13 protein-coding genes and 1 other RNA gene are annotated in these 11,918 nt (G+C 65.8%); 6 read left to right on the top strand and 8 right to left on the bottom strand.

All coding sequences use genetic code 11. The annotated features are described in order from the left end of the window. Positions 1-55: 55 nt before the first annotated feature. The 5 genes from XI09_RS21655 to XI09_RS21635 form a co-directional block, all read right to left on the bottom strand. Positions 56-1,183, bottom strand: a complete 1,128-nt coding sequence (locus tag XI09_RS21655) for a muconate cycloisomerase family protein (RefSeq protein WP_271568645.1) — start codon at positions 1,181-1,183, stop codon at positions 56-58. Beyond that, entirely contained in the window at positions 1,180-1,935 is a 756-nt protein-coding gene (locus tag XI09_RS21650; protein ID WP_271568644.1) for an SDR family NAD(P)-dependent oxidoreductase, read from the bottom strand. Before XI09_RS21650 ends, XI09_RS21655 begins: the two co-directional genes overlap by 4 nt. After that, entirely contained in the window at positions 1,935-2,729 is a 795-nt protein-coding gene (locus tag XI09_RS21645) for an amino acid ABC transporter ATP-binding protein (RefSeq protein WP_271568643.1), read from the bottom strand. The genes XI09_RS21650 and XI09_RS21645 overlap by 1 nt, the downstream gene beginning before the upstream one ends. Then, positions 2,726-3,388, bottom strand: coding sequence for an amino acid ABC transporter permease (locus tag XI09_RS21640; protein ID WP_271568642.1), 663 nt, complete (start codon positions 3,386-3,388; stop codon positions 2,726-2,728). Before XI09_RS21640 ends, XI09_RS21645 begins: the two co-directional genes overlap by 4 nt. Positions 3,389-3,497: 109 nt before the next feature. Beyond that, the gene (locus XI09_RS21635) at positions 3,498-4,352 is read right to left on the bottom strand and encodes a transporter substrate-binding domain-containing protein (protein WP_271568641.1); all 855 of its coding nucleotides are present in this window, start codon (positions 4,350-4,352) and stop codon (positions 3,498-3,500) included. A gap of 184 nt (positions 4,353-4,536) precedes the next feature. Here XI09_RS21635 and ffs point away from each other — a divergent pair. The 5 genes from ffs to XI09_RS21610 all read left to right on the top strand — a co-directional run bounded on the left by ffs (position 4,537) and on the right by XI09_RS21610 (position 7,986). Next, an RNA gene (gene ffs, locus XI09_RS21630) (signal recognition particle sRNA small type) lies at positions 4,537-4,633 on the top strand. A 94-nt stretch (positions 4,634-4,727) separates the two neighbouring features. Next, positions 4,728-6,566 carry a DNA polymerase III subunit gamma/tau gene (locus XI09_RS21625; RefSeq protein WP_271568640.1) on the top strand — a complete coding sequence of 613 codons (1,839 nt, stop codon included), beginning with the start codon at positions 4,728-4,730 and terminating at the stop codon, positions 6,564-6,566. 27 nt (positions 6,567-6,593) lie between these two features. Further along, positions 6,594-6,914 carry a YbaB/EbfC family nucleoid-associated protein gene (locus XI09_RS21620; protein WP_092187187.1) on the top strand — a complete coding sequence of 107 codons (321 nt, stop codon included), beginning with the start codon at positions 6,594-6,596 and terminating at the stop codon, positions 6,912-6,914. Position 6,915: 1 nt separating this feature from the next. After that, positions 6,916-7,518, top strand: coding sequence for a recombination mediator RecR (gene recR, locus XI09_RS21615; protein ID WP_271568639.1), 603 nt, complete (start codon positions 6,916-6,918; stop codon positions 7,516-7,518). A gap of 30 nt (positions 7,519-7,548) precedes the next feature. Further along, positions 7,549-7,986 (top strand): hypothetical protein, encoded by a 438-nt coding sequence (locus tag XI09_RS21610; protein ID WP_271568638.1) that lies wholly within the window; start codon positions 7,549-7,551, stop codon positions 7,984-7,986. A 125-nt stretch (positions 7,987-8,111) separates the two neighbouring features. On the opposite strand, the gene XI09_RS21605 is transcribed toward XI09_RS21610, so the two are convergent. From XI09_RS21605 to XI09_RS21595, 3 genes are all read right to left on the bottom strand, one after another. Next, positions 8,112-9,476, bottom strand: coding sequence for an AmpG family muropeptide MFS transporter (locus tag XI09_RS21605; protein WP_271568637.1), 1,365 nt, complete (start codon positions 9,474-9,476; stop codon positions 8,112-8,114). A 113-nt stretch (positions 9,477-9,589) separates the two neighbouring features. After that, positions 9,590-9,892, bottom strand: coding sequence for a GIY-YIG nuclease family protein (locus tag XI09_RS21600; RefSeq protein ID WP_271568636.1), 303 nt, complete (start codon positions 9,890-9,892; stop codon positions 9,590-9,592). A gap of 88 nt (positions 9,893-9,980) precedes the next feature. Further along, positions 9,981-11,183, bottom strand: a complete 1,203-nt coding sequence (locus tag XI09_RS21595; RefSeq protein WP_271568635.1) for a DNA recombination protein RmuC — start codon at positions 11,181-11,183, stop codon at positions 9,981-9,983. Positions 11,184-11,354: 171 nt separating this feature from the next. Between XI09_RS21595 and def the strand changes: the two genes are divergently transcribed. Beyond that, positions 11,355-11,879 (top strand): peptide deformylase, encoded by a 525-nt coding sequence (gene def / locus XI09_RS21590; protein WP_271568634.1) that lies wholly within the window; start codon positions 11,355-11,357, stop codon positions 11,877-11,879. The last annotated feature ends 39 nt before the right edge of the window (positions 11,880-11,918 follow it).

Genomic DNA, 11,918 nt, shown 5'->3' with positions numbered 1-11,918 from the left:
GTCTGCGCTGACGCTTGCCCGGGACGACGACCGAGTTTGTGGAGGTGCTGCTGCCTTACGCCTCCGCCAGCACCCGCGCATTGGCGCGGACCGAGGCTTCGCTGACGCGAATGCCGAGGCCGGGGCCGTCGGGCACCACGACATGGCCGGCGCGGTTGGCGACGCGCTCTTCCAGCACGTCCTCGGTGAGCACATGATGCGGCATGTAGAATTCGCAGCCGAGCGAGATGCCGGGCGTGGCCGCGATCAGCTGCGTGCCGGCGGCAAGGCCGATGCCGCCCTCCCACAGCGTGCCGCCATAGCCGGGCAGGCCGGCGATGTCGGCGATCGCCATGATGGCCTGCGCCTCGAACAGGCCGCCGGCCTTCATCAGCTTGATCGAGACGGCATCGGCCGCCTCGCGGCGCACCACCTCCATCATGTCGCGGCGGTCGAAACAGCTTTCGTCGGCGAGCACGGGCGTTTCCAGCGCCGCGGTCAGCTGCGCCATCACGTCGAGATATTTGCGCGGCACCGGCTGCTCGATGAAGGTCGGCGCAAACTGCTCGACATCGCGCAGGATCTTGATGGCGCCGAACGGCGCCAGCGCCTGGTTGTAGTCGACACGCAGATCGACCTTGTCGCCGAATTCTTTGCGGATCGCCTCGAGGTGATCGAGGTCCTCGCGATGCGGCTTCACGCCGGTCTTGACCTTGTAGATGACATTGCCGTCCGGAACCATTTTCCGCATGCGTTCGAGGTCGGCGGGAAAGTCCGGATCGGCGATCGAGAAGGAGAGCGGGATGGTGTCGCGCACGCGGCCGCCGAGGAGGTCGGCGACCGAAAGCCCCGACGATTTGCCGACGATGTCGAGCAGCGCCATCTCGATTGCGACCTTGGCCTCGGCATGTCCGACCAGCGCGCGGTCGAGCTCCGCCATCAGCGCGCGGATGCGGCGCACCGGTTTGCCGAGCACGATCGGCCGCAGATAGATGTCGAGCGCGGAGAAGGCCGCCTCCGGCGTTCCCGTGAACACCTCCCACGGCGCCGCCTCGCCCCAGCCGACCACGCCGTCGCTCGCGGTGAGCTCGATCAGCACGCGCTTCACCGTGCCCTTGACGTTGCCGACGCCTTGCAGGCGCGCCATCTTGATCGGGCTTTCGATCAGGAACAGCCTGAGACGTTCGATCCTCGCTTCGCTCATGTCAGGCCTCCATTGACGTGCCAGACCTGGCCGGTGACGTAGGACGCTTTCGCCGACGCCAGGAAGGCGATGATCTCGGCCACTTCCTCCGGCCGCCCGCGGCGACGCATCGGGATCAGCGCTTCGGTTGCGGCGATCTGCTCGGGTGACAGCCGGCTTTCGCTCGGCTTGTCCTTGACGATGAGGCCCGGCGCGACCGCGTTGACGGTGATGCCGTCGCTGGCCAGTTCAACTGCGGTGAGCCGCACCAAGGCTTCCAGCGCGGAGCGGCTCGCGGCCGTCGCCGCGAAGGGCGCGAATTCGGGGCGGATCGCGTGGGCCACGAAGGACGACACCGCCACGATCCGTGCGTCGCGGCCAGCGCGCAGCAGCGGCAGCGCGGCGTCGACCAGACGCGTGAAGGCCAGCGCCGATTCGTCCATCGCCTGGTGGAATTGATCCGCCGGCGTGCCGATCGCGCTGCCGCGGCGGGCGTGGCCGCCCACGAGAACCAATCCATCGAGCCGGCCGAAGGCGGCTTGCGCGGCGGCGACGGCGTCGGTGGCGGCGGCCTCCCCGGCGAGGTCGCCGAGGCACTTTGCCACCACGGCGCCTTGCGCTTCGGCTTCCGCCGCGGTGGCATCGAGGCCGGCCGCGTTGGAGCGCGTGTGCAGCAGCAGCGCGGTGCAGGGCGCCGCGAGCAGTCTTGCGGTGGCGCGGCCGATGCCGCTGGCGGCACCGGTGACGAGATAGGCACGATCGATATTTGGCATCACGATGCTGTATTGGCCGGCGGCAATGCGCCGGTGCGGTGGAAATGGCTGAGGAAGGCGCGCGTTGCGGCTTCCTGCGGATTGTCGATCACCTGCCGCGCCGGGCCTTCCTCGACGACGACACCGTCGCGCATGAAGATGAGGCGGTCGGCGACCTCGCGGGCGAAGGCGATCTCATGGGTCACGATCACCATGGTCATGCCCTCGGACGCCAGCCGCTGCATCACGGCGAGCACCTCGCCGACGAGTTCAGGGTCGAGCGCCGAGGTTGCCTCGTCGAACAGCATCACGTCCGGCTCCATCGCGAGCGCGCGGGCGATCGCGACGCGCTGCTTCTGACCGCCTGAGAGCGTCGCCGGATACTGGTCGGCCTTTTCCGCAAGGCCAACCTTGGCGAGCTGCGCACGCGCGAGCTTCTCGGCATCCGCCTTGGCCATGCGCCGCACCGTGACCGGTCCCTCCATCACGTTCTGGAGCGTGGTCATGTGCGGGAACAGGTTGAAGTGCTGGAACACCATGCCGGTGGTGGCGCGGAATTTTGCCAGCGTCTTCACGTCGGGCAGCTTCGCGCCCTCGCCGAACCCAAAGCGCGTGTCGCCGACACGGACGCTGCCGCCGTCGGGCACGACCAGAAGATTGATGCAGCGGAGCAGGGTGGACTTGCCCGAGCCGGACGGGCCGATCAGCGCCACCACGCCGCCCTTGGCGACGTCGAGACTGATGTTCTTCAGGACCTCGTTGCTGCCAAAGCTCTTGCGTAAGGCCCGGATCTCGATCTTCGACGTGTCGTTCATTCGCTGACCGCCAGTCGTTTCTCGCCGCGCCGGACGATGATGGTGAGCGGAATCAGGATCGCGGCATAGGCGACCGCGACCGCCGTGTAGGTCTCCAGCGGCCGGTAGCTGTCATGGGCGGCGACCTGGCTTTGATAGACCAGATCAGGCACCGCCAGCACCGAGACCAGCGAGGTGTTCTTGAACTGGATGATCGACTGATTCATCAGCGCCGGGATCATGCGCTTGATCGCCTGTGGCAGCACGATGCGCCGCATCGCCTGGCTAGGGGTCATGCCAAGGGCGGCACCCGCTTCGGACTGGCCCTTGTCGATCGAGACGATGCCGCCGCGGATGATCTCCGAATAGAACGAGCCGCCATAGAGCGAGAGCGCCAGCGCCGAGGCCGTGATCGGCGTCATCTCGACGCCGGCGAGGATCGGCAGCGCGTAATAGAACCAGATCAGCTGCACCAGGATCGGCGTGCAGCGGAACGCCTCGATGAAGGTGAGGGCGACGAGGCGCACCGCCTTGAAGCGCGACAGGCTGCCGAACGCCCCGAACAGGCCGAAGACGAGGCCGAGCACCACGATGACGACGGTGAAGCCGACGGTGACGCCGAGCCCGTTGAGAAAGAGCCAGCGATAGCTCCAGAGGATGCCGAAGTCCCAATGATACATGCGTGCGCTTACTCGTCTCGTACTGTCATTCCGGGGCGCCCGAAGGGCGAACCCGGAATCTCGAGATTCCGGGTTCTCGATTCGCGAGCCCCGGAATGACGGCGTTGACTTACAACGAAACGCCCGGCGGAATGTCCGCCTCGGTCACGCCCACCAGCTCCATGTTCGTGATGATCGCGTTGCGGATGAAGCCGAGGCCCTTGTTGAAGTCGATCCAGGTGTTGACGTAGTCGCGCCAGGTCTTGTCGGCCTCGCGGCGGAAGCCGGCATTCGACGTGGTAGCGAAGATCGGCGTCGGCAGCACGAGCTGGCCGAGCGAGGGGTTCTTCTTCAGCACCGTCAGCGACAGCATGGTGACCAGACACTGCGCGTCGACGCGGCCGGTCTGGAGCGCGGCGGTGGCATCGTCCGCGGTCTTCAGCCGCGTGATCTGCGCCTTCGGCGTCAGGCGGCTGACGACCTGGTCGTGCGAGGAGCCCTGGTCGACGGAAATCTTGACGTCGGGCGAGTTCAGCTCGGCCCAGCTCTTCGGCTTGAAGTCCTTCTTGCAGAGGATGCCGAAGGCATTGTTGAAGACCGGCACCGAGAAGTCGACTACCAGCGCGCGCTTCGGGGTCGGGTTCAGGCCGAAGAAGATGTCGATCTTGTTGGACTGGAGGTCCAGCACCGAATTGCCCCAGGTGGTCTCGGTGATCTCGAGCTCGGCCTCCATGTCGTCGGCAAGCGCTTTCGCGATGTCGATGTAAAAGCCCTTCCACTGGCCGCTGGCGAGATCCTTCATGTAATAGGGCGCGCCGCCGCCGACCGCGCCGATCCGCATCTTCTTGGTGCGGCGGATACGGGCGAAGGTCGATTCGTTCGGATCGGCGGCCTGGGCCACGGCCGGGGACGCCACTGCGCCCGCGGCCATCGCGCCAACGGCGCCAAGTCCGACAATCGATGCAACATCACGACGTGTAACCATTGGGATCAATCGCTTTTCTGGTTGGATGGAGTTCCGCCAAGCGTTCTTAGCAAGGTGGTCCCACCAGCGAAAGCACAGCCTGTCGGCTGGGCAGACCGGGAATTGCCCGGATGCTGGGCAAACCCAACCCGTTCAGGCTGATACCCGCTTGCTTTCCGCTCCCTTTGGCCCCAAATAGGGACCGGGAGATTGGCGGTGGACGAGCCACTCGCCAACCGGGTCAGGTCCGGAAGGAAGCAGCCCTAACGAGGTCCGGATCGGGTCGCTCGTCAGTCTCCTACCTGTTTTTCCGAGCGAATTGCGCCGGCGGCCCTGCCGCCAGCGCGCTCCTTTCCGCAAGAGCCGGCCGAGAGAGATTTCATTGCGGATCGACCGATGACCGACGCCGGCGCCCCTCCTAACTCCGATAGCGCCAGCCAGGCTGGCACGCCCTACCGGGTGCTGGCGCGCAAATACCGCCCCTCCTCTTTCGACGATCTGATCGGCCAGGAGGCCGTGGTTCGCACCGTCTCCAATGCATTCGAGACCGGGCGCATCCCGCAGGCCTGGATCCTCACCGGCGTCCGCGGCGTCGGCAAGACCACCACTGCGCGAATTCTTGCCCGTGCGCTCAACTACGAGATGCCGGACGGCTCGGTGAAGGGCCCGACCATCCACATGCCGGCCTTGGGCGTGCATTGCCAGGCGATCATGGAAAGCCGGCACATGGACGTGCTGGAGATGGACGCGGCCTCGCATACCGGCGTCGACGACGTCCGCCAGATCAATGACAGCGTGCGCTACGCGCCGGCCAGCGCCCGCTACAAGGTCTACATCATCGACGAAGTCCACATGCTGTCGACGGCGGCGTTCAACGCCTTCCTGAAGACGCTGGAGGAACCGCCGGAGCACGCCAAGTTCGTGTTCGCGACGACAGAGATCCGCAAGGTTCCCGTCACGGTGCTGTCGCGCTGCCAGCGCTTCGACCTGCGCCGGGTCGAGGCCGACGTGCTGATGAAGCACCTTGCCAGCATCGCCGCGAAGGAAAGCGTCGAGATCGAGCCCGAGGCGCTCGGCATCATCGCGCGCGCCGCGGAAGGCTCCGTGCGCGATTCGCTGTCGCTGCTGGACCAGGCGATCGCGCATGCGGCAGGCACGGTGAAAGCCGATGCCGTCAGGCAGATGCTGGGGCTCGCCGATCGGACGCGTGTGATCGACCTGTTCGATTCGCTGGCACGCGGCGACATCGCGGCCGCCTTCAAGGAGTTCCGCGACCAGTACGACGTCGGCGCCGATCCGATCGTCGTGCTCTCGGACCTCGCCGAGTTCGTCAATTTCGTCACCCGCGTGAAGATCGTGCCGGCGACCGCCGACAACGTCGCCTATGGCGAGACCGAGCGGGTGCGCGCGCGGGATTTCGCCTCGAAAATCTCCATGCGCGTGCTGTCGCGGATGTGGCAGATGCTGCTCAAGGGCATCACCGAGGTGCAGGCCGCGACGCGGCCGGCCGCGGCCGCCGAGATGGTGCTGGTGCGCATCGCCTATGTCGCCGACCTGCCGACGCCGGACGAGGCGATCAGGATGCTGGAGCAGAACGGCGGTGGCTCGCCGGTCGTGAGCGGCGGCAGTGCGGCACGCAGTGCGCCGGCCGCGCCGATGGCTTCCGCAGCGCCTGTTGCCCAGGCGGCGCCCATGCGCGCGCCGACCTCATCGCCGTCATCATTCGGCGGCGGTGGCGCCCGGCCGCAGATGGCGGCTCCGGCGCCCGATCCGCAAGCCGCAGCCCCCCAGCTGCGCATCACCAGCTTCACCCAGCTCGTCGCGCTCGCCGGCCAGAAGCGCGACCTCCTGACCAAGGGTGCGCTCGAAGCCGACATGCGTCTCGTCCGTTTCGAGGAGGGCCGGCTGGAAGTCGCGCTCGAGCCCAACGCCTCCAAGACCATGATCACCGAGCTCGCGCGCAAGTTCGAGCTCTGGACCGGCCGCCGCTGGACCGTGATCGTCTCCAACGAGCAGGGCCAGCCGACATTGCGTTCGGTGAACCAGGCCGCCAAGCAGGAGCATGCGCGTACCGCGGAGGCCGATCCGCGCGTGCAGGAGGTGCTGTCGCGCTTCCCCGGATCGAAGGTCGTCGAGGTCCGCAAGCTTGCCCCCGAGACGCCGGAGTCCAATATTAACGCAGACTATGGCAGTGACGATCCGCCCGACGGTTCCGATACCGACGACGATCTCTGAGCCTATCTTTCCAAGGACACGCGACCTATGGCTGATTTTCTCGGCATGATGAAGCAGGCGGCGCAGCTGCAATCCAAGATGCAGGAGATGCAGGACGCGCTCGGCAATGTGGAGGTCGAAGGCATCTCCGGCGGAGGCCTCGTCGCGGTGCGCATGACCGCGAAGATGGACGTCAAGGGCGTGAAGATCGATCCCTCGCTGATGAAGGCGGAAGAGCGCGAGGTGCTCGAGGACCTGCTCGTGACCGCGCTCGGTGATGCCCGCCGCAAGGCGGAGGCCGCCGTGCAGGAGAAGATGCAGTCGCTCACCGGCGGGCTCGGCCTGCCGCCGGGGCTGTTCGGCCAGTAACATGGGCGCGGTTGCAGGTCCTGAAATCGAGCGGCTGGTGCAGCTTCTCGCACGGCTGCCGGGCCTCGGTCCGCGCTCGGCGCGGCGCGCCGCGCTGCATCTGATCAAGAAGCGCGAAGCGCTGATGATGCCGCTGTCCTCGGCCCTCCAGGTCGCGCTCGACAAGGTCCAGGTCTGCAAGACCTGCGGCAACATCGACACGCAAAATCCCTGCACCGTCTGCACCGATCCGAAGCGCGATCCTTCGATCATCGTGGTCGTCGCCGATGTCGCCGACCTCTGGGCGCTGGAGCGGGCCAATGCGACTCAAGGGCGCTATCATGTGCTGGGTGCGACATTGTCGCCGCTCGACGGCGTCGGTCCGCAGGACCTCACCATCGACGCGCTGGTTGCGCGCGCGCATGACGCGCAGGTCCATGAAATCATCCTGGCGCTGAACGCGACGGTCGACGGCCAGACCACGGCGCACTACATCACCGACCTGCTCCAGGACGCCAACGTAAAAGTAACGCGTCTCGCCCATGGTGTGCCGGTCGGCGGCGAGCTCGATTATCTCGATGAAGGTACGCTATCGGCCGCGATGCGGCAGCGGACCCTGTTCTAGCTATCCTACAGACCCTACGGAACGGACGACATGACGAAACTTTTCGCCACTCGATGGGCTTTGGTCGCGACGATGATGCTGCTGGTGACGCCGGCCATCTCCGCGCAGCAGGACGACGCGGCGCCACCGCCGCCCAAGCCCGGCAAGCCGATCAACACCGGCGACGTGCTCTCGGGCGAGCTGAACGCGATGAAGGTGCGCGACGTCAAGAACGCCGGCAAGCGGATCGCGACCTACCAGATCACCTCGGAACCGCGCCGCCTGCCGCCGCCGAACGGGCTGTGCAATCTCGAGACCGGCCCCGAGACCTTTCAGCTCGTCACCTCCAGCGACGCGCAGGCCACGCAGCTGAAATCGTTCGTCGGCAAGGAGATCTCGGTCAAGGTCGACGAAGTCGCCTGCGCCAGCGATCCCGGCCAGATGAGCGAAGCCGTGGTGACGAAGTGGAGCATCATCAAGAAGCAGTAGGGGGCGGTTCGCTCTCCGCGTGGTCATTGCGAGGAGCACTTGCGACGAAGCAATCCAGACTGTTTCCGCGGAAAGATTCCTGGATTGCTTCGCTTCGCTCGCAATGACGAGGAGGGAGGGCAGCGTCACACCCTGATCGGCCCCAGCTCTTCGAAATGCCCGCGCTTCTGCAGCCACGTCAGCAGGACCAGGCTCGGGATCGCCACCAGCACGCAGATCACGAAGAACAGCGGCCAGCCGGTGGCCTTGGCGACATAGCCCGCCACCGACGAGAGATAGGTGCGTCCCACCGCGGCGAGCGCGGTCAGCAGCGCGTATTGTGTCGCCGTGTGCAGCGGGTTCTGGCACAGCGCGGAGAGATAGGCGACGAAGATCACGGTGCCGATGGCGCTGGTGAAGTTTTCGCAGGTGATGGCGAAGGCGAGCGCCCATTGGCTGGTGCCGACGAAGGCCAGCCAGGAGAACGACAGATTGGCGAGCGCCTGCACCACTCCGCCGATCCACAAGCTCGTCGCCAGTGAATAGCGCCGCGCGACGAAGCCGCCGGCAAAACCGCCGATCAGCGTGGCGGCGAGGCCAACGCCTTTCACGATCGCCGCATAGTCGTTGCGGGAGAAGCCGAGGTCGATCACGAACGGCGCCGTCATGGTGCCGGAGAAGGCGTCGGTGAACTTGAACAGCACGACGAAGGCGAGCGCGGCGAGCGCATCCTTGCGCGCCAGGAATTCCGAGAAGGCGCCGATCGCCGCGTGCAGCACGCGTGCGAACGCCGTCTCGGCTTGCGTCGCGGCTTCCGCCCGCACCGACTGCTCGGGCTCGGTCGCGGCCAGCGCCGTGATCGTGCCGATCAGCACCATCGCCGCCATCACCACATAGCCCCACATCCAGGCCGATGTGCGCGGAATGCCGGTGCTCTCGAAACCGGAGACGATGAACAGCGCGCCCGCGGTCGAGACCAGCATGCCGATGCGATAGGCCGCGACATAGGACGCCATGCCGGCGGCCTGCTCGCTCTCCGGCAGGCTCTCGACGCGGAAGGCGTCGACCACGATGTCCTGTGTCGAGGACGTCGTCGCCACCAGCAGCGCGCCGAGCGCGACGTAGAACGGGGAGCGTGCGGGATCGGTCAGCGCCAGCAGCAGGATGGCGACGATCAGCAGCAGCTGCGAGAACAGCAGCCAGCCGCGCCGCCGCCCGAACGCGCGCGTGAACAGCGGCACATGCAGCGCATCCACCAGCGGGGCCCACAGGAATTTCAGCGTGTAGGGCGTGCCGACCAGCGCAAACAGCCCGATGGTTCCGAGATCGACCCCGGCCTCGCGCATCCACACCAGCAGCGTCGAGCCCGACAGCGCCAGCGGCAGCCCGGACGAGAAGCCGAGGAACAGCACGATCAGCACCCGCGGTTGCAGGTAAACGGCAAGGCTGTCGCGCCAGGAGGCGGCCGGAGCGGAAGTCACGGCGGGGGAGGTCGCGTCGGGTGCGGTCATGGGGAGGTGTTAGCAGATTCTGGGGACCACAAGGGAGCTGTCGCTCCTGCTGGCTACAAGGGAGGTGTCGTCGCCCGGCTTGACCGGGCGACCCAGTATTCCAGAGGCCGAGGTTATGGAGGACCCGCTATCCCCGAATAGAGATCGTTCCAATCAGGGTTATCCTTCTCGATCAGCGCAATCTTCCAGGCGCGCTTCCACTTTTCCAGACGCTTCTCCCGTTTGATCGCATTCTCGGGATCATCGAATTGCTCGAAATAGACTAGCTTCACCACGCCGTATTCCTTCGTGAAGCTCTCGACCACCTGCAATTTGTGTTCGGCCACGCGGCGGATGAGATCATTCGTCACGCCAATGTAGAGCGTTCCGCCGATCCTGCTGGCGAGAATGTAGACGTAGTAGCAGCGTCCGCCCATCTGCCGCCTCTGGGATACTGGGTCGCCCGGTCAAGCCGGGCGACGACAGCGAAATTATGGCGGCAGCGTACCGGATCTCAGGAGAGAATCACTCCCCCGCCTGGAGCTTCCTCGGGAACAGCTCGGGCGCACCGGTCGCCACCAGATGCGGGCCCTCCGCCGGCGCATCGGCCTTGCTGAAATCGAGCTCCTCGATTCGCCCGGCGCGCTTCTCGATCTTGTCGGCGGAGATCAGTACCTGGCGGACGTCCTCGTTGGCGTCGGCAAAATGCTTCTGCAGCTTCAGCACGCGGTCGCGCAGGCGGCCGAGGTCGTCGCCGAGCTTGATGACCTCGGTGCGGATCTGGTCGGCGGCGTCGCGCATGCGCGCGTCCTTCATGATCTGCTGCATCACCTGGATCGCGAGCATCAGCAGCGAGGGCGATACCAGCACGACGCGGGCGCGATAGGCCTTCTGGATCACGTCGTCGAAACCGTCATGGATCTCGGCGTAGACCGATTCCGACGGCACGAACATCAGCGCCATCTCCTGGGTCTCGCCGGTGACGAGATATTTTTCTGCGATGTCGCTGACATGCTTCATCACGTCGCCGCGCAGCCGCTGCGTGGCGATGCGCTTCTCCTCGTCGGTGCGGGCATCGTGCAGCGCGGTCATCGCCTCGAGCGGAAACTTCGCGTCGATGCAGAGCGGGCGCTGGTCGGGCAGGAACACGACGCAGTCCGGCCGCTTGCCGGTCGAAAGCGTGAACTGGAACTCGTAGGCGCCCTTCGGCAAGCCGTCCTGGACGATCGCCTCCATCCGCGCCTGGCCGAAGGCGCCGCGCGACTGCTTGTTGGCGAGCACGTCGCGCAAGGTCGTCACCTGCGTGGTGAGGTCGGTCAGGTTCTTGTGCGCGTTGTCGATGATGCCGAGCCGCTCGTGCAGGGCGTGCAGGCTCTCCATGGTGTTGCGGGTCGAGTGCTCCATGGACTGACCGACGCGATGGGTGACCGAATCCAGCCGCTCGTTGACCGCGCGGGCCATCTCGGCCTGGCGGCCGGCCAGCGCCTGGGTCATGGCGTCGACCCGGCCCGAGGCCTCGCTCTGGGCATGCAGCATCTGGCTGATGCGCTCCTCGAGTTCGTCGGCGCGGATCGCATTCGCCATCGCGAGTTCCGCCCCGCGCCGCCCCGAGCGTGCAATCACCACGGCGATCACAACCAGCAGGATCAGGAAGAGCGCCCCGAAGCCGATCAGCGCGTCGATCGTGCGCACCGGCCAGTCGCCAGCCACGAAAATGATCTCGTTCATGGCTGTCCTTCTAGCCGATTCGGTCGCCGACACGAACGAATAGCGAACATTTATGGTGAATGCCCTGCTAATTTCTATGGTTAACGAAACCTGAAGCTTTATGGTTAGCGGAGGGTTAACAGGGTTCCTGGCCGCATTGACCGCGTCCGGCGCCCGGCTTAAATCGCCGCCATGGCCCTCAGAGAAATCATCATCCTGCCCGACAAGCAGCTGCGTCTGGTCTCCAAGCCGATCGAGAAGGTCACGACGGAGATCCGCAAGCTTGCCGACGACATGTTCGAGACCATGTACGACGCGCCCGGCATCGGACTGGCGGCGATCCAGATCGCGCAGCCGTTGCGGCTGATCACCATGGACCTCGCCAAGCGCGACGAGAACGGCGAGACCAAGCCCGAGCCGCGCGTCTTCATCAATCCGGAAGTCGTCGCCTCGTCCGAGGAGCTGTCGGTCTACGAGGAAGGCTGCCTGTCGATCCCCGAATATTACGAGGAGGTCGAGCGGCCTGCGAAGGTGCGCGTGCGCTTCACCGATCTCGACGGCAAGGTGCACGAGGAGGACGCCGAAGGCCTCTACGCCACCTGCATCCAGCACGAGATCGACCATCTCAACGGCGTCTTGTTCGTCGACTATCTGTCGAAGCTCAAGCGCGACCGCGTGATCAAGAAGTTCGAGAAGGCCGCCAAGCGCGCGGAGTAGGGTTCTCTCTCTGTCGTTATGGCCGGGCTTGACCCGGCC

This window comes from Bradyrhizobium sp. CCBAU 11386, assembly GCF_028128955.1.
Lineage (GTDB): Bacteria > Pseudomonadota > Alphaproteobacteria > Rhizobiales > Xanthobacteraceae > Bradyrhizobium.
Note: the sequence above shows the minus strand (reverse complement) of the source record. Positions and strands in the feature narration are given on the sequence as shown.

Coding starts and splice junctions, on each gene's coding strand:
- XI09_RS21655 (WP_271568645.1), bottom strand. CDS start 1,183: ATGAGCGAAGCGAGGATCGAACGTCTCAGGCTGTTCCTGATCGAAAGC.
- XI09_RS21650 (WP_271568644.1), bottom strand. CDS start 1,935: ATGCCAAATATCGATCGTGCCTATCTCGTCACCGGTGCCGCCAGCGGC.
- XI09_RS21645 (WP_271568643.1), bottom strand. CDS start 2,729: ATGAACGACACGTCGAAGATCGAGATCCGGGCCTTACGCAAGAGCTTT.
- XI09_RS21640 (WP_271568642.1), bottom strand. CDS start 3,388: ATGTATCATTGGGACTTCGGCATCCTCTGGAGCTATCGCTGGCTCTTT.
- XI09_RS21635 (WP_271568641.1), bottom strand. CDS start 4,352: ATGGTTACACGTCGTGATGTTGCATCGATTGTCGGACTTGGCGCCGTT.
- XI09_RS21625 (WP_271568640.1), top strand. CDS start 4,728: ATGACCGACGCCGGCGCCCCTCCTAACTCCGATAGCGCCAGCCAGGCT.
- XI09_RS21620 (WP_092187187.1), top strand. CDS start 6,594: ATGGCTGATTTTCTCGGCATGATGAAGCAGGCGGCGCAGCTGCAATCC.
- recR (WP_271568639.1), top strand. CDS start 6,916: ATGGGCGCGGTTGCAGGTCCTGAAATCGAGCGGCTGGTGCAGCTTCTC.
- XI09_RS21610 (WP_271568638.1), top strand. CDS start 7,549: ATGACGAAACTTTTCGCCACTCGATGGGCTTTGGTCGCGACGATGATG.
- XI09_RS21605 (WP_271568637.1), bottom strand. CDS start 9,476: ATGACCGCACCCGACGCGACCTCCCCCGCCGTGACTTCCGCTCCGGCC.
- XI09_RS21600 (WP_271568636.1), bottom strand. CDS start 9,892: ATGGGCGGACGCTGCTACTACGTCTACATTCTCGCCAGCAGGATCGGC.
- XI09_RS21595 (WP_271568635.1), bottom strand. CDS start 11,183: ATGAACGAGATCATTTTCGTGGCTGGCGACTGGCCGGTGCGCACGATC.
- def (WP_271568634.1), top strand. CDS start 11,355: ATGGCCCTCAGAGAAATCATCATCCTGCCCGACAAGCAGCTGCGTCTG.